The organism is Pseudomonas sp. 2995-3 (assembly GCF_002742565.1).
GTDB classification, from domain to species: Bacteria; Pseudomonadota; Gammaproteobacteria; order Pseudomonadales; family Pseudomonadaceae; genus Aquipseudomonas; species Aquipseudomonas edaphica.
On sequence record NZ_LJSB01000125.1, the window covers coordinates 92,368 to 108,033 of the forward strand.

The 15,666-nt window shown below is 60.8% G+C and carries 13 protein-coding genes; 8 read left to right on the top strand and 5 right to left on the bottom strand.

Annotated features, from left to right (window positions below):
* Positions 1 to 20 precede the first annotated feature (20 nt).
* The 3 genes from AOA62_RS05520 to AOA62_RS05530 are packed head-to-tail and all read left to right on the top strand — an operon-like array spanning position 21 to position 2,937.
* The gene (locus AOA62_RS05520) at positions 21 to 905 is read left to right on the top strand and encodes a DUF6625 family protein (RefSeq protein ID WP_099548081.1); all 885 of its coding nucleotides are present in this window, start codon (positions 21 to 23) and stop codon (positions 903 to 905) included.
* Complete coding sequence (locus AOA62_RS05525) at positions 902 to 2,056, top strand: glycosyltransferase family 4 protein (protein ID WP_017138502.1); 1,155 nt, start codon at positions 902 to 904, stop codon at positions 2,054 to 2,056. The genes AOA62_RS05520 and AOA62_RS05525 overlap by 4 nt, the downstream gene beginning before the upstream one ends.
* A complete protein-coding gene (locus tag AOA62_RS05530) occupies positions 2,053 to 2,937 on the top strand; it encodes a glycosyltransferase (RefSeq protein WP_099548082.1) in 885 nt (294 codons plus the stop codon). Before AOA62_RS05525 ends, AOA62_RS05530 begins: the two co-directional genes overlap by 4 nt.
* Before the next feature lie 555 nt (positions 2,938 to 3,492).
* Here AOA62_RS05530 and AOA62_RS05540 read toward each other — a convergent pair.
* The gene (locus AOA62_RS05540; RefSeq protein ID WP_099548084.1) at positions 3,493 to 5,355 is read right to left on the bottom strand and encodes a bifunctional O-antigen ligase/aminoglycoside phosphotransferase family protein; all 1,863 of its coding nucleotides are present in this window, start codon (positions 5,353 to 5,355) and stop codon (positions 3,493 to 3,495) included.
* Between the two features lie 159 nt (positions 5,356 to 5,514).
* Here AOA62_RS05540 and msbA point away from each other — a divergent pair, with 159 nt between their 5' ends.
* The 3 genes from msbA (at position 5,515) to AOA62_RS05555 (ending at position 9,889) form a co-directional block, all read left to right on the top strand.
* Positions 5,515 to 7,320: a lipid A export permease/ATP-binding protein MsbA gene (msbA, locus tag AOA62_RS05545; protein WP_017138499.1), complete on the top strand. Its 1,806-nt coding sequence runs from the start codon at positions 5,515 to 5,517 to the stop codon at positions 7,318 to 7,320.
* Positions 7,321 to 7,536: 216 nt separating this feature from the next.
* Positions 7,537 to 8,961, top strand: a complete 1,425-nt coding sequence (gene hldE / locus AOA62_RS05550; RefSeq protein ID WP_017138498.1) for a bifunctional D-glycero-beta-D-manno-heptose-7-phosphate kinase/D-glycero-beta-D-manno-heptose 1-phosphate adenylyltransferase HldE — start codon at positions 7,537 to 7,539, stop codon at positions 8,959 to 8,961.
* The gene (locus AOA62_RS05555) at positions 8,954 to 9,889 is read left to right on the top strand and encodes an NAD-dependent epimerase/dehydratase family protein (RefSeq protein WP_017138497.1); all 936 of its coding nucleotides are present in this window, start codon (positions 8,954 to 8,956) and stop codon (positions 9,887 to 9,889) included. Before hldE ends, AOA62_RS05555 begins: the two co-directional genes overlap by 8 nt.
* A gap of 74 nt (positions 9,890 to 9,963) precedes the next feature.
* Here the strand turns inward: AOA62_RS05555 and AOA62_RS05560 are convergent, their stop codons facing one another.
* Genes AOA62_RS05560 through AOA62_RS05575 form a run of 4 tightly spaced genes read right to left on the bottom strand, consistent with a single transcriptional unit; the run spans position 9,964 to position 13,340 of the window.
* The gene (locus AOA62_RS05560; RefSeq protein WP_017138496.1) at positions 9,964 to 10,923 is read right to left on the bottom strand and encodes a hypothetical protein; all 960 of its coding nucleotides are present in this window, start codon (positions 10,921 to 10,923) and stop codon (positions 9,964 to 9,966) included.
* A 41-nt stretch (positions 10,924 to 10,964) separates the two neighbouring features.
* On the bottom strand, positions 10,965 to 11,777 hold the full coding sequence (locus AOA62_RS05565) for an aldo/keto reductase (protein ID WP_017138495.1): 813 nt from the start codon (positions 11,775 to 11,777) through the stop codon (positions 10,965 to 10,967).
* Positions 11,774 to 12,949: an FAD-binding oxidoreductase gene (locus tag AOA62_RS05570; protein ID WP_017138494.1), complete on the bottom strand. Its 1,176-nt coding sequence runs from the start codon at positions 12,947 to 12,949 to the stop codon at positions 11,774 to 11,776. The genes AOA62_RS05565 and AOA62_RS05570 overlap by 4 nt, the downstream gene beginning before the upstream one ends.
* A 55-nt stretch (positions 12,950 to 13,004) precedes the next feature.
* Positions 13,005 to 13,340 carry a multidrug efflux SMR transporter gene (locus AOA62_RS05575; protein ID WP_017138493.1) on the bottom strand — a complete coding sequence of 112 codons (336 nt, stop codon included), beginning with the start codon at positions 13,338 to 13,340 and terminating at the stop codon, positions 13,005 to 13,007.
* A 103-nt stretch (positions 13,341 to 13,443) separates the two neighbouring features.
* On the opposite strand from AOA62_RS05575, the gene AOA62_RS05580 reads away from it, so the two are divergent.
* Positions 13,444 to 14,334 carry a LysR family transcriptional regulator gene (locus AOA62_RS05580; protein WP_017138492.1) on the top strand — a complete coding sequence of 297 codons (891 nt, stop codon included), beginning with the start codon at positions 13,444 to 13,446 and terminating at the stop codon, positions 14,332 to 14,334.
* A gap of 23 nt (positions 14,335 to 14,357) precedes the next feature.
* A complete protein-coding gene (gene waaA, locus AOA62_RS05585; protein ID WP_017138491.1) occupies positions 14,358 to 15,635 on the top strand; it encodes a lipid IV(A) 3-deoxy-D-manno-octulosonic acid transferase in 1,278 nt (425 codons plus the stop codon).
* The last annotated feature ends 31 nt before the right edge of the window (positions 15,636 to 15,666 follow it).

Genomic DNA, 15,666 nt, shown 5'->3' on the forward strand with positions numbered 1-15,666 from the left:
CAAATGACAGTGAGTCCCCCTTGAGCAATTCGTGCCCCCGCATCCTTTTCATTATTCCTTACTTTGGCCGCTGGCCATTCTGGATGCCGTTTTTTCTCGAAAGCTGCCGCCAAAACGCGGACGTCGACTGGTTGCTGTTCAGCGACTGCCCGATGCCGGCCAATGTGCCGGACAATGTCCGCATCGAAAGCATCACCTTTGCCGATTACTGCGCGCTGGTTTCCCAGCGGCTGTACATCAATTTTGCACCCCTGGCGCCGTACAAGCTGTGCGACATCAAGCCGGCGTTGGGGCATATCCACGCTGATCGCCTCACCGGTTACGATTTCTGGGCGTTTGGCGATCTGGACCTGATCTACGGCAACCTGCGCGAGTATTTCACCGCCGAGCGGTTGGCCAGCCATGACTTGTTTTCAACTCATGAACGACGAGTCGCCGGCCATTTGTGCCTGATGCGTAACACGCCCAGGAAGCGGCATGCGTTCATGCACATCAAGGATTGGGAAGCGCGTTTTACCGATCAGGCGCATCATGCGCTGGATGAAGGCGCATTCAGTCGAATTTTCCTGTGGCGCAAGAACTTCCCGAAGCCGTTGTTTGAGCTGGTCGGCAAGTTCAACCCATGGCGTCGGCGCAGTGAGTTCACCGAGGCGTTCAGTACGCCCGGTGGTGTGATCAAATGGCACGACGGCAGTGATCGCTTCCCGCATCAGTGGTTCTGGAACAAGGGCCGCCTGACTAACGACAGGGATGGTGAGCGGGAATTTCCGTATTTCCATTTTGTCTGCTGGAAGCGTAATCAGTGGCCGTTGCTACCGGAGCCTGACGCCGAATACGTCGAGACGCTGGCGGCTGAAACAACCTGGGTGGTTGATGCCACAGGTTTCCATCGAGGAGAGTTATGAGTCGGCGTTTCAAGGTCCTGCAACTGCAGCCTGACTACAATGTTAAATCCCATGACTTTGCCGACTTGGCCGAGCAGATCGTCAAGGCATTGCCCGCCGAGCGCTATGAGGTCACCGCCGCGTTCCTGCGTGGCAAGCCGGCGCCTGGGGAACCGGTCAGCCGGGCTGCCAAGTCGGTCTACTTCGAGTTTTCCGACAAGTCACTCAAAGGCTTGCGACTGCGCGCCATGTGGCAGTTGTATAAGTTCTGCCGCCGCGAACAGTTCGACGTGGTGGTGTGCAACCGCTTCAAGCCGGTCAACATGATGTTGCAGCTCAACCGTTGGTTGAAGATCCCGTTGTGCATCGGCATCTCCCACGGTTTTGGCGAGTATGACCGTCTCTACCGCCGCAAGCAGGCGCAGCGCTGGATCGACGCGCACTGGCGCTTTGTCGGCGTGTCACCGGCGGTCAAGCAGTACCTGCTCGATTGCCAGTGCGGGTTTACCGACCAGAATACCTACGCCATTACCAACGCCATCGACATCGAGCAGGCCGAAGGCTTGCAGCATTCACGCACTCACGCGCGCGAGTTGCTGGGCATCGACCCTTCGGTGCGCTTGATCGGCGCCTTGGGCCGGCTGGTGCCGGTCAAGGGCCACACCTATTTGTTGCAGGCGTTTGCGGCGCTGAAAGATAAATACCCCACCGCGCAACTGGCCATCATTGGCGCCGGGCGCGAAGAGGCCAACCTGGCCGCGCAAATCCAGAACCTTGGCCTGGATGGACGCGTGCACCTGTTGGGCTTCAAGGAAAATGCCCTGCAATACGTGCGTGCCTTTGACATCTGGGCAATGCCTTCGCTCGCAGAAGGCCTGGGCCTGGCACTGCTGGAAGGCATGAGCGGTCGCCTGCCGGTGATTGCCTCCAGCGTACCGGCCATGCTGCCGTTGATCGAAGGCGCCGGTGGCCTGGCGGTTGAGCCGGCCAATGTGCCCCAGCTGACCGAGGCGCTGGACACTTACCTGGCGCTGTCCGACGAGGCACTCGCACAAAAAGGCGAGCAGGCCTACCAGTACCTTCAGGCGCAACACGACATTGAGGTATTCCGTCAGGAATACCTGGAGCTGATTGATTCAGGGTTGGCTCAAGCACGCGGGAAGAATGTATGAGCCAGAGTCAGCCTTTGGTCACGGTGATCATTGCGTCGTATAACCATGCGCCCTACATTGAGGAAAGTATCCTCAGTGTGTTGAACCAGACCTATCCCAACATCGAACTGCTGGTGGTGGACGATGGCTCGACAGACGACAGTGTCGAGCGCATCCGTCGCCTGCAGGAGCAACACAGGTTCGACTTTCGTGTGCAGCAGAACCAGGGGCTGACCAACACCCTCAATGGTGCGATTGCCCGGTCTCAGGGGCCGCTGATCGTGCCGTTCGGTTCGGACGACATCATGATGCCCGAGCGCATTGCGACCCAGGTGGCCTATATGGATGGCAAGCCTGAGGTGGGGATCTGTGCGGGCAATATCGAGCTGATCGACTCCCAGGGCGAGCTGTTCCCGGAGAAGCGCCAGCGCCGTGACGTACCGTTTCGACGCCTGGATTTCGACGATATGTTCCTGGAGCGCAAACCTTACCCGCCAGCGCCTACGCTGATGATCCGGCGTGAAGCGCTGGAAAAGGTCGGTGGGTTTGACCCGCAGATTCGTCTGGAAGATTTGCTGATCGAACTGAAGATTACCCACGCCGGGTACTTTATTGATGGCTTGAACGTGGTGATGGCGCGCTACCGCAAGCACGCGACCAATTCGTACAAGAATCATCGATTCATGATCGATAATATCCTGCGCACCTACGCGTTGTTCAGTGATCACCCGCTGTACAACGAGGTGCGTTACAAGTTCCTCAGCTCCATGTTCCTCAAAACCTCCAACCGCAACCGTGCGTTGGCGCGAGAGCTGCTGGCGCAGATCCCGTTTCGGGCCTGGAACAAGAAGACGTGGCGCGGCTTGGGCCGCCTGTATTTTTCCCCGCTGGAAAAAGACTGATACCAAGATCAGAGCAGCACACCTTCACTGGGTGTGCCGCAATCTAAATGTGGGAGCTGGCTTGCCTGCGATGGGGGGTTGTTGGTGTACATATCCGTTGCTGCGGTAACGGCTTCAATTGGTTCCGCTCTTACAGCGGGTCACTTTTGTAAAGACCGGAATGCCGGCCCAGACAAAAGTAACCAAAAAGTCTTCGCCCCAACACTCGGTGCCTCGCTATGGCTCGGCATGCCCGCAATCCGCCAGTGATTTGGGGGGTCGCCGCGATGGGCCATCCTTGGCCCAGCGCGGCTAAACCGGCATCCCTGCCGGTTTACCCCCCAAATCACTGTCGAATTGCGGCCATCGTGTTTGACGGGGCGATTTCAGATCAAGATCACGATCAAAAGCGCAGATCAAAAGACCGCTGACTTCGTCATCGAAAAGGATGTAAGGGCCAGAGCAACAGCAGAGCCATACTCGGTCAAAGGTGGGAGCTGGCTTGCCTGCGATAGCATCACCTCGGTGCATCAGAAGTACCGAGGTGTCTGCATCGCAGGCAAGCCAGCTCCCACATCAGGCCGCCGGGCGGGCGAGTGTCAGTACCTGCTCGCGGATTTTCTGCGTGGCGTGCGGCGAAGCCACCGAGGCATAGCCCTTGGCCAATTGCTCGAAGTGAGCTTCGAACAACCAATTGCGATCCTGCGAATAGCGTTGCATATGCTTGAGGTTGCGCTGGCGCAGCGTGTTGCGCAGCGCTGACGGATAGACGCGCATATCCGCCACGTCGATCAGGCCGAACTCGCCGTCTTCCAACAGAAGCACATTGCCCAGGTGCAGGGAGCGGAAGTAGACACCGCGTTCGTGCAGTTGGGCCATAAACCGCCCAAACCGTTCGATCAGCGATTCGCGCAGGCTGCTGTCCAGGCTTTGCAAGGCCTGGCGCAACGTCAGGCCCGGCAGTGGCTGGTAACGCACGGCGGTGCTGCCGTCGCGCAGGCTGTACAGGTCGAGGATCGGCGGTGCTGTAATGCCCAGTGCCTGGAGCTGTTCGCTGTTGCAGGCAAACCGTTCCGAGTACGGGTTGAATGTGCCCGAGGTGTACCAGCGTCGAGCCCTGAACAGCTTAAGGAAGCTGCCATTGCCCAGGCGCAGGACTTTAGGCCCCAGGCCATCTTCCTCGACGATATGCGCGCCTTCGCACAGGGCTTTGAACACCTGTGGCTTGGGCGTGCTCACCACAATGCGCAGCAGGCTGTGGCGCCGCTTGGCGATGCTCAGGCCGGCGATCAGTGCGAGGGGGATCCACAGCAGGAACCAGTGCTCCTTGGGCCGCGACAGGATGCCACCGCCTTCGGTAAGCCCCGCGCCGATGCCGTAGGCCAGCAGCGAGGAAGTCAGGATAAACAGCGGCTGCGCGCGCTCCTTGAGCCCTGCGTACAGCCCGCGGCCAAGCAGGAAGATCCACGGGATAAAGCCGATGATGCCGACGTAATAAAGCACGCCCAAGGCAAAGCTGTGGGGTTCGCGCAGTGGTTCAAAATCGTAGTTGGCAGGTTTTACATACAGTTCGGAGTCGTAGCTGTGGCCAAGCCATGGATGATCGGCGATGCGGTCAAGGATGATTTGCCAGATTTCGAAGCGGAATGAGCTGCCGCGCTCGGTGATCTGTTGCGGGTAAAACAGCAGCAAGCCGGCGGCCGCCAGCACCAGGGCGGCAACCATCAGCGCCGAGCGTCGATTGCGGCTGAGCAGGCCCATCCAGAGGACTGCTATCACCAGTGCAACCAATGGCGTCCTGGAGCCGGTGGCCAGAATTGCCAGGGTCATGACCGCCAGGGCGGGTGCGCTGAGCCACAGTACCCGTAGCCGTTTGGTGGTGACGCAGAGGTACAGCCAATACACGCAGAAAAAGCCGAACAGGTGGGAACTGAGCAGCGGGTTGTCCAAGGCGCCGAGGCCGCCAATCATGCGCATGCTCGGCTCGAAGCCTTTGACGAATGCCACCAGGTTTAACAGCGTCACCACCAGCGCAATCACGGCGGCGCTGAAGAAGATCGGCTTGAACAGGTCATTGCGGTAATGCAGCAGCAGCCCGCAGCCGGCAAACAACATGAACGTCTGCAACGGGATCTTGAACAGGTTGGAGTCGCCGGTGGGTTCCGGGCTCCACAGCACCGTGATCATTGCCCATGCGCAAAATGCTGTGAAGGCAAGCACCAGCGGCTCGCGTAGTAACTCTTTGAGTTCACGTGGGCGCAGGCACAGCAGGAGCAAGGCCGGCAGGGCAAAGAAAATATAGAAGCCGCGGTGCATGACATTGCGATTGTTGACGAAAAACAGCGAACTCAGAAGCAACAATAAGCCAATGGGCAAAATCCAGAGGACCAGGAAGTCGAAAACGCGATTTGTGCCATAGGTAAGGCGCTTGGAGTGCATACAGTAAAGCCGTTCCAGAATAGAGAAAGCCGACCATGTTAAGACAGTGGCTATATAATGTCGCCCGTTGGATCCAGCCGGGCCGCGGGTCACGCCGGGTGCAAGTACAACAGAGAAGCTGTGCTAAAGTCAGCCTCCTTTTTCAAAACGCCGCGTGATATGACCGACTCCAGTCCGAGCGCAAGCCCTTCGAGCTTGAAAATATACTTCCGCCTGCTCATGTACGTTAAGCCTTACGCCGGCTTGTTCGCGTTGAGTATTGTCGGATTTCTGATTTTCGCGTCGACCCAGCCTATGCTGGGGTACATCCTCAAGTACTTTGTCGACGGCCTATCCAATCCTGACGCCGTGCTGTTCCCCAGCGTCCCATTCCTGCGTGACATGAAATTGTTGCAAGCCGTGCCGTTGCTGATCATTTTGATCGCCGCCTGGCAGGGCCTGGGTTCGTTCCTGGGCAACTACTTGCTGGCCAAGGTTTCCCTGGGCCTGGTTCACGACTTGCGTGTGCAGCTGTTCAACAATCTGCTGACGCTGCCCAACCGTTATTTCGACAACCACAACTCCGGGCACCTGATTTCGCGCATCACCTTCAACGTGACCATGGTTACGGGGGCGGCCACCGATGCCATCAAGGTGGTGATTCGCGAAGGCATGACGGTGATCTTCCTGTTTGCCTCGCTGCTGTTCATGAACTGGCGCCTGACGCTGGTGATGATCGCCATCCTGCCGTTGATTGCAGTGATGGTCAGCACGGCCAGCAAGAAATTCCGCAAGCAGAGCAAGAAGATCCAGGTGGCCATGGGCGATGTGACCCACGTGGCTTCGGAAACCATCCAGGGCTATCGCGTGGTGCGCAGCTTCGGCGGTGAAGTCTACGAGGAGAAACGCTTCTTCAAGGCCAGCCAGGGCAACACCGACAAGCAACTGCGCATGACCCGCACCGGGGCCATCTACACCCCGTTGCTGCAGTTGGTGATCTATACCGCCATGGCGGTGCTGATGTTCCTGGTGCTCTACCTTCGCGGTGACGCGTCGGCCGGTGACATGGTGGCTTACATCACGTTGGCCGGGCTGTTGCCCAAGCCGATCCGCCAACTGTCGGAAGTCAGCTCGACCATCCAGAAAGGCGTGGCCGGTGCTGAAAGCATTTTCGAACAGTTGGACGAAGAGCAGGAAGTCGACCGCGGCAGCGTCGAGCGCGACAAGGTCAGTGGCCGCCTGGAAGTGCGCAACCTGAACTTCACCTACCCAGGCACCGAGCGCCATGTGCTCAAGGACATCACCTTCACCGCAGAGCCCGGGCAGATGATCGCCCTGGTCGGCCGTTCCGGCAGCGGCAAGTCCACACTGGCCAGCCTGATCCCGCGTTTCTACCACCACGAAAGCGGCGAAATCCTGCTCGACGGCGTAGAGGTCGAAGACTACAAGCTGCTTAACCTGCGCAAGCATATTGCCCAGGTAACCCAGCATGTCACGCTGTTCAGCGACACCGTGACCAACAACATCGCCTACGGCGACCTGGCCGGCGCGCCACGGGCCGACGTTGAAGCGGCGGCGGCGGATGCTTACGCCAAGGATTTCATCGACCAGTTGCCGAAAGGCTTCGATACCCAGGTGGGCGAGAACGGCGTGCTGCTGTCCGGCGGCCAACGCCAGCGCCTGGCCATTGCCCGGGCCCTGCTGAAGAACGCGCCACTGCTGATTCTCGACGAGGCCACCTCGGCCCTCGACACCGAATCCGAGCGCCACATTCAGGCGGCCCTGGACAAGGTCATGCAGGGTCGCACGACCCTGGTGATTGCCCACCGCCTGTCCACCATCGAGAAGGCCGACCTGATCCTGGTGATGGACGACGGTCGGATCGTCGAGCGCGGCAGCCACGCCGAGCTGCTGGCCCAGAACGGCTACTACGCCCGCCTGCATGCCATGGGCCTGGATGCCCCGGTGCCGGCCGACATCACCTAAACCTTGTGGGAGCGGGCTTGCCCGCGATAGCGCAGTGTCAGTCACCGAATGTTTCGACTGATTCACCGCCATCGCGGGCAAGCCCGCTCCCACATGTGTTCCTCGGTGGATTCAATGGCAGGTCCGTCGCACTATCTTCTGTGCACACCCTCCACAAGCCTCCCATAACCCTGTGCTAATATCGCGCCCCTGTTCATTTTGTATGTGGGTTGCTCCATGAAGTTGTCCATGCCGCGATTCGATCAAGCCCCTGTCTTGGTGGTCGGCGATGTCATGCTCGACCGTTACTGGCATGGCGGTACCTCACGGATTTCCCCTGAGGCACCGGTACCGGTAGTCAAGGTCGAGCAAATCGAAGACCGTCCAGGTGGCGCTGCCAACGTTGCCCTCAATATTGCCGCCCTCGGCGCCCCGGCCTCCCTGGTGGGTGTGACCGGCGACGACGAAGCCGCCGACAGCCTGGCCAACAGCCTGCGCGGTGCCGGTGTGCGCGCGCTGTTCCAGCGCATTGCCCATCAGCCGACCATCGTCAAGCTGCGGGTCATGAGCCGTCACCAGCAATTGCTGCGTATCGATTTCGAAGAACCCTTCGCCACCGACGCCCTGGCCCTCAGCGGCCAGGTCGACGCGCTGCTCGAAGGTATCAAGGTGCTGGTGTTGTCCGACTACGGCAAAGGCGCCTTGAAAAACCACCAGATGCTGATCCAGGCCGCCAAGGCCCGCGGCATTCCGGTATTGGCCGATCCCAAGGGCAAGGACTTCTCGATTTATCGGGGCGCCAGCCTGATCACACCAAACCTCAGTGAGTTCGAAGCCATTGTCGGCGGTTGCGCCGATGAGCATGAGCTGGTGACCAAAGGCGCGGCGTTGATGGCCGATCTCGACTTGGGCGCCTTGCTGGTGACCCGTGGCGAGCACGGGATGACCCTGCTGCGCCCGGACCACCCGGCGATGCACCTGCCGGCCCGTGCCCGTGAAGTGTTCGACGTCACCGGTGCCGGTGACACCGTCATCTCCACCCTGGCCGCCTCGATTGCGGCGGGTGAAGAACTGCCCCACGCCGTGGCCCTGGCCAATCTGGCGGCGGGTATTGTGGTGGGCAAACTGGGTACCGCGGCTATCAGCGCACCCGAGCTGCGCCGGGCGATCCAGCGTTCCGAAGGCTCGGAGCGCGGCGTGCTGGGCATCGAGCAATTGCTGCTGGCCATCGACGACGCCCGTGCCCACAAAGAAAGCATTGTGTTCACCAACGGTTGCTTCGACATCCTGCATGCTGGCCACGTGACTTATCTGGAACAGGCGCGCGCCCAAGGCGACCGCCTGATCGTCGCGGTCAACGACGATGCCTCCGTCAGCCGCTTGAAGGGGCCTGGCCGTCCGATCAACAGTGTTGACCGGCGTATGGCCGTATTGGCAGGTCTCGGCGCAGTCGACTGGGTGATCAGCTTCTCTGAAGGCACCCCGGAAAACCTGCTGGCCCAGGTCAAGCCGGACGTGTTGGTCAAGGGTGGCGACTACTCCGTCGATCAAGTCGTAGGCGCCGATATCGTCAGCGCTTACGGTGGTACGGTCAAAGTGCTGGGGTTGGTTGAGAACAGCTCGACCACAGCCATTGTCGAGAAGATCCGCAACAATGAGTAATGCTGAAAAGTGGGTGTTGATCACCGGAGGTGCCGGCTTTATCGGCTCGCACTTGGTCGATGCGCTACTTGCCAAAGGCTATGCCGTGCGGGTGCTGGATGACTTGTCCACCGGCAAACGCAGCAATTTGCCGCTGGATAATCCGCGCGTACAACTGATTGAAGGCAATGTCGCCAATGCCGAGTTGGTGGCGCAAGCCGCCGTCGGCGCCACCGCCGTCGTGCACCTGGCTGCTGTGGCTTCAGTGCAGGCCTCGGTGGATGATCCGGTGAGCACGCACCAGAGCAATTTCGTCGGCACCCTGAATGTCTGCGAAGCCATGCGCAAGGCTGGCGTGAAGCGCGTGGTGTTTGCCTCCAGCGCGGCGGTGTATGGCAACAACGGCGAGGGTGCTTCGATTGACGAAGACACCACCAAGGCGCCGCTGACGCCTTACGCGTCGGACAAGTTGGCGGGCGAGCACTACTTTGATTTCTATCGCCGCCAGCATGGCCTGGAACCGGTGATTTTCCGTTTCTTCAACATTTTCGGGCCACGCCAGGATCCGTCATCGCCGTATTCCGGCGTGATCAGTATCTTCAGCGAGCGTGTGCAGCAGGGTGTGCCGATCAGCGTGTTTGGCGACGGCGAGCAAACCCGGGATTTCATGTACGTGGAAGACCTGGTGGATGTGCTGGTCCAGGCCATCGAAGCGCCCGAAGCGCCACTGGGTGCGATCAACGTGGGATGGAACCGCACGACCACGCTCAAGCAGGTGCTTCAGGCGCTGGAAGAGGTGGTGGGGCAGTTGCCGGTGATCACTTACGGGCCGGCGCGCTCGGGTGATATCCGCCATTCGCGGGCGAATAACCAGCGCCTGTTGGCGAGCTTTACGCTGCCGGAGCCGACGCCGCTGAAGGTCGGCCTGGAGCGCTTGCTTAACGGCTGACCTCGGTCATCTGTGGGAGCTGGCTTGTGTGGGAGCTGGCTCCCACACAAGCCAGCTCCCACATTGGATTTGCGTCAGCCTTTGGCCTTTTTCTTCGGCACGATCTTGCGCAGCACCCGTTGCGCCAATCGCTTCAACTTCGACTCCTTCTCAGGCTCCGCCAGGCCTTGTTGGCGCAGCCAATCCTTCCAGCGAATGCGCTCATCGCGCACCAGCCAGCCTTCCTGCTGGGCGAAGCTTTCCGCCAGGTACAAGCCGCGTGTGCTGGCCGGGTATAGCTGGTCTTTCTTGACGGTGTACAGCTCGGCCAGCGGCTGGCCGTCCTTCAATGGCATCAGGTACAAATCCGGGCGCTGGCGGTCGAGGCGCGCCACCAGTTGGTCGCCTTCCAGTCGTTCATCGACATGGAACAGGCTGAGGGATTTGGCTTCCTTGGGCACTTCCAGGCGCAGGTCATAAATCAGCTGCAGCGACGCCGTGGGCAAATGCACGTAAGCCCGTGGGCGCTCGATCAGTTGCATGGTGGCGCAGCGCACCGGGCGAGCGGCGCCGGACAGCGGGCTCAAGCGAAACGGCAGGGCTTCACGGTAATGCAGCGCGGCGGAGTAGGGCGCGGGCAGCCAGGTGTCATTGAAGCGCCCGCCCAGCCAGCCTTCGGGCGTCTCCAGCAGGCATTCTTCGGCAATTTCCTGGATAGCGGTGTGCAGTGGCAGGTTCAGTTCGTGGGCGGGTACGTAGCCGGAGATCAGCTTGAGCACCACGTCGCCACGGTCCTGGCGGCGCTGACGCACCAGTACCCAGTAATCCTTGTTCTGCCAATGCAGGGTCAGGCGCACCGACACGCCGAGGTTGGCCAGTTCCAGGGCGAAACGTTCAGGGTTTGCCACCTCCACCGGCTTGCGCCGTTGCAGGGTCTGGGCGAAGTTGAGCGGCATGCCCACGCTCTGGTAACTCAGGCCTTCGGGGGTGGCTTCGACGTGCAGCGGCAGTGTCTTGAAGTTACTGGGGTTTTTTCTAATCAGCGTTCGCGGCATGTCGGCTCCTTCTTGCGACGGGGTCGGCCGCGTGGGCGGCATCAGAGTTGACGAATGACCTGGGCAGCGGTCGCCACGTTGTGGGCCAGGTGCAGCGGATTAATGGTCCCGACAATAGCACTGGCGACGCCCGTTTGCGCAAACAACAGCATGAAACTGGCATGAATTGGATCCATTCCTGGCTCAAGGCACACGTGGCCGCTGGCCAGAGCTTTTTTCACCAGGATGCCTTTGCCGTGGGCGGCGGCGTAATCGATCACGGCTTTCTCGGCCTGTTCATTCAGATTGTAGGTGACCATCGCGCAATCACCTTGTTCCAGAGCCTTCACGCCACCTTCGACGGTTTTGCCGGAGAAGCCGAAACCACGGATCTTGCCCTCTTTTTTCAGCTGCGCCAGGGTCTCGTACACCTCGCAATCATTGAGGATATGCAGGTCATTGCCATCAGAATGCACCAGCACCAGATCGATGAAATCCGTTTCAAGTCGTTTCAAACTGCGCTCAATGGACATGCGCGTATGCGCGGCACTGAAATTGTGATGGGACACGCCGTCGGCAAACTCTTCGCCGACCTTGCTGACAATCACCCAGTCGTTGCGCTGGCCGCGTAGCAGTGGCCCCAGGCGCTCCTCACTGCGCCCGTAAGCCGGCGCGGTGTCGATCAGGTTGATGCCCAATTGCTGGGCCTGGCGCAATAACATCCGTGCTTCGTCGTCATTGGGAATCTGGAAGCCGTTGGGGTATTTCACCCCTTGATCACGGCCCAGCTTGACGGTGCCCAGGCCCAGCGGCGAGACCAGCAGGCCGGTGCTGCCCAGTGGTCGATACAGGTCGTGCAGGGTTGGCAGGCTCATGGCAACAGTTGCTCCCAGGCAGGTTGGCCGAGGGCCGGTTTTGGCAGCTCGGGCAGCGCGTCGCTGGCGCTTGGACGAATGCCGTCGCGTTCCAGGGCGTTGAGTACACGATCGGCGAAGTCCGGTGCCAGCGCCAGTTTGGTCGGCCAGCCCACCAGCAGGCGGCCTTGTTCGGCGAGGAAGGCATTGTCGGGGCGGCTCAGGCCCGATTGCAGCGGCTCGGCACGCTCGACACGCAGGGTGGCCCATTGGGTCTGGCTCATGTCGATCCACGGCAGTAACTGCGCCAGCTCTTTTTGCGCAGTGGCGATCTGTTCTTGTGGTGTGCGGGCCACGCCATCCGCCTCGGCGATATCGCCGCCCATGTACCACACCCAGTTGCCGTCGGCAGCCGGGTGAGTGGTGATGGTAAGGCGTGGCTTGGTGCCGCCGCCCAGGCAGTGCGCATACAGCGGCTTCAGGCCAGGGCCTTTGGCGATGATCATATGCAATGGGCGGGTTTGCATGGCGGGCTGGCTGAGGCCCAGGGCCGTCAGTAACTCAGCGGTGCCGCCACCGGCACTCAGCACGATGCGCTGGGCGCGGATCTCGCGGCCATCGACCTTCAGGCCCACCAAGGTATCGCCTTCAAGCAGCGGTTCGATGTGTTGCCCGGCGAGCAAGCCGTCGCCGGCCAATTGCGCCAGGCGTTCGATCAGGCTGGGCACATCGATGACCAGTTCGGCCAGGCGATAGACTTTGCCCTTGAAGCGACGGTCCTGCAGGGCTGGCGGCAATTCGTCGCCCTTGACCTGATCGACGCGGCCACGCACGGCTTTACTGGCAAAGAAGCTGGTGAGGTTGCCGGCGATCGTGCCGGGCGACCACAGGTAATGGGCTTCGGAGAGCAAGCGCACGCCGGTCAGGTCCAGCTCGCCGTTACCCGCCAGGGCTTCGCGCCAGCGGCGCGGCATGTCGGCAATGGCTTCGGACGCGCCGGTGAGCGCGCCATGCAGGGCGTATTTCGCGCCGCCGTGAATGATTCCTTGGGACTTCACGCTTTGCCCGCCGCCCAAGGTGGCGCTTTCCACCACTACCGTGGAAAACCCCTCGCGGCGCAGGCGTGCGTTAAGCCAGAGGCCGGCAACCCCGGCGCCGACAATCAGAACGTCGGTGGAAATAACGGATGGCATCGGCGACCTCAGTGTTCAAGACAAGAGGCGCAGTATACAGGCTGTAGCGTGGCGGTCAGTGCCCGGCGGTTTTCGAGAACAGTTGAATCACCACCACGCCCAGCACAATCAGGCCCATGCCCAGCATTGCTGGTACATCCAGCTTCTGCCCGTAGATAAACAGCGCGGCGATACTGACCATTACAATGCCCAGTCCGGCCCAGACCGCATAGGCGATGCCCACCGGCACCGTGCGCACCACCAGCGTGAGCATCCAGAAGGCCACGCCATACCCCACAATCATCAGCAACAGCGGAATCGGCGTGCTCAAGCCCTTGACGGCTTTCATGGAAACGGTCGCGATCACTTCCGAGCAAATGGCAATGGCCAGGTAAACGTAGGCAACATTCATGGGGGAATCCTCGGTGTGATACGTGCTTGATTAGGTCCGCATTTTAACCCTTCGCGAGATGAGATAAAGTCATTACCTATCCGATTTAAAGATGGGTTGAGTCATGAGCGTGCAATGGAACCTGGAACAGATGCGCCTGTTTGTCAGCGTCGCCGAGCAGCGCTCGTTTTCGGCGGTGGCGCGTGGGCAGCGCAAGGCGCAATCGGCGGTGAGTAACGCAATTGCCCTGCTGGAAGCGGACCTTGGGCTTAGCCTGTTCGAGCGCAGCAGCGGCCGTCAGCCCCGTCTGACTGAAGCCGGCAGTGTGTTGCTGGAAGAAGCGCGTGAGGTGCTGCGCCAATGTGAACGGCTCAATGGTCGGGCGTTGTCGCTGACCCGTGGTGAAGAAGCCTGCCTGCGCCTGGCCCAGGACGAAGCCATGTTATTTCAGCCGGTGCTCGACAGCCTTGAAGCGTTGGCCCGGCAATACCCGCTGCTGGAAGTACAACTGTCCAGCGCCGCGCAAGGCGATGTGGCGCGCAAGCTGGTGGAGCGCAAGGCCGACCTGGGTTTGCTGTTCTATCACGACCAGATCCCCGAAGCGCTTGAGCGGCGGGTGGTGGGCAGCGTGGAAATGGTCACGGTGTGCGGCGTGAATCATCCACTGGCCCAGGACAAATACGTGACTTGCCAGCGCCTGGCGCAGTTTCGGCAACTGCTGATGTCGACCCAGACCAGCGTGTACCCCGGCAGTGAAGCCGCGAGCCCCTTGGTGTGGCGTGCCGACAGCTTCTACGTATTGGCCGAATGGCTGATGAGTGGCCTGGGCTGGGCCTGGCTGCCTCGGCACATCGTGCAGTACCCGGCCTATCAACAGCAGATGGTCGAGCTGGACAGCGAATGGACGCCGCCGGCGCTGGTGGTGGAGCTGGTCTGGCGCCGCGACGAGCACCTGGGCCCGGCCGCACGCTTCCTGACCGAGCGATTTGCCGAGTGCTTGCAGGCGATCGACTGAAAAAGCCGATAAACTCCGCCGCCATGAATAGAACTCTCTACAGCTGTCTGTTTTACCTGGCGCTGCCGTTGGTGGCTTTACGTCTGTGGCTGCGCGCGCGCAAGGCGCCGGCGTATGCAAAACGTATCGGCGAGCGGTTTTCCTATGGCCTGCCGGTGATGCAGCCGGGCGGGATCTGGGTGCATGCGGTGTCGGTGGGCGAAAGCATCGCGGCCGCGCCGATGATTCGCGGGTTGATGGAGCGCCACCCGACGCTGCCGATTACCGTTACCTGCATGACGCCCACCGGCTCGGAGCGTATCCAGGCGCTGTTCGCCAATGAACCGCGCATTCAGCACTGCTACTTGCCCTATGACTTGCCTTGCGCCGCCAAGCGCTTTCTTGATCGTGTGCAGCCCAGGCTCGCCGTGATCATGGAAACCGAGCTGTGGCCCAACCACATCCACGCCTGCGCTCAGCGTGGTATTCCGGTAGCGCTGGCCAATGCGCGGCTGTCGGCGCGTTCGGCCAAAGGTTATGCGCGCTTCGCCAAGCTGACCGCGCCGATGCTGGCCGAGATGAGCCTGTTTGCGGTGCAGACAAAAACCGAAGCCCAGCGTTTTTTGAGCCTGGGCGCACGACCACAAACCGTTGAAGTCACCGGCTCGATCAAGTTCGACCTGACCATCGATCCGCAACTGCCGGTGCGTGCCGCCGCCTTGCGCGAGCAATGGGGCGCCACCGAGCGCCCGGTGTGGATCGCCGCCAGCACCCACGAAGGCGAGGATGAAGTGGTGCTGGCCGCCCATCGCCAACTGCTCGAAAGTTACCCCAACGCGCTGCTGATTCTGGTGCCGCGTCATCAGGAGCGCTTCGGGCCGATGTTCGAGTTGTGCGAGCAACAAGGCTTTGCCACGGTGCGCCGCTCCAGCACTGAACCGGTGACGGCGCAGACCTCCGTGCTGCTCGGTGACACCATGGGCGAGCTGCTATTCCTTTACGCCCTTGCCGACAGCGCCTTCGTCGGCGGCAGCCTGGTGCCTACCGGCGGCCACAACCCGCTGGAACCGGCGGCGCTGGCCAAGCCTGTGATCATGGGGCCGCACCTGTTCAACTTCCTCGAAATCAGCGCGATGATGCGTGAGGCCGGGGCGTTGCGTGAGGTGGATGATGCGCAAGGCTTGGCAGAAGCCGTGCGGCAGTTGTTCGAACTGCCGCAGGATGCGCGCAAGATGGCAGAGGCGGGATTGAAGGTGATGCAGGCCAACCAGGGTGCGCTGAAACGCTTACTGGACGGTTTGGACAAACTGCTCAATCACTGAACCAACACGGACCAAAATGTGGGAGCTGGCT

What these genes read in the sequence shown, in the direction of transcription:
- hldE (WP_017138498.1), top strand. Translation starts at nt 7,537, where the DNA reads ATGAAGTTGTCCATGCCGCGATTCGATCAAGCCCCTGTCTTGGTGGTC.
- AOA62_RS05560 (WP_017138496.1), bottom strand. Translation starts at nt 10,923, where the DNA reads ATGCCGCGAACGCTGATTAGAAAAAACCCCAGTAACTTCAAGACACTG.
- AOA62_RS05525 (WP_017138502.1), top strand. Translation starts at nt 902, where the DNA reads ATGAGTCGGCGTTTCAAGGTCCTGCAACTGCAGCCTGACTACAATGTT.
- AOA62_RS05530 (WP_099548082.1), top strand. Translation starts at nt 2,053, where the DNA reads ATGAGCCAGAGTCAGCCTTTGGTCACGGTGATCATTGCGTCGTATAAC.
- AOA62_RS05555 (WP_017138497.1), top strand. Translation starts at nt 8,954, where the DNA reads ATGAGTAATGCTGAAAAGTGGGTGTTGATCACCGGAGGTGCCGGCTTT.
- msbA (WP_017138499.1), top strand. Translation starts at nt 5,515, where the DNA reads ATGACCGACTCCAGTCCGAGCGCAAGCCCTTCGAGCTTGAAAATATAC.
- AOA62_RS05580 (WP_017138492.1), top strand. Translation starts at nt 13,444, where the DNA reads ATGAGCGTGCAATGGAACCTGGAACAGATGCGCCTGTTTGTCAGCGTC.
- AOA62_RS05570 (WP_017138494.1), bottom strand. Translation starts at nt 12,949, where the DNA reads ATGCCATCCGTTATTTCCACCGACGTTCTGATTGTCGGCGCCGGGGTT.
- AOA62_RS05575 (WP_017138493.1), bottom strand. Translation starts at nt 13,340, where the DNA reads ATGAATGTTGCCTACGTTTACCTGGCCATTGCCATTTGCTCGGAAGTG.
- AOA62_RS05540 (WP_099548084.1), bottom strand. Translation starts at nt 5,355, where the DNA reads ATGCACTCCAAGCGCCTTACCTATGGCACAAATCGCGTTTTCGACTTC.
- AOA62_RS05565 (WP_017138495.1), bottom strand. Translation starts at nt 11,777, where the DNA reads ATGAGCCTGCCAACCCTGCACGACCTGTATCGACCACTGGGCAGCACC.
- waaA (WP_017138491.1), top strand. Translation starts at nt 14,358, where the DNA reads ATGAATAGAACTCTCTACAGCTGTCTGTTTTACCTGGCGCTGCCGTTG.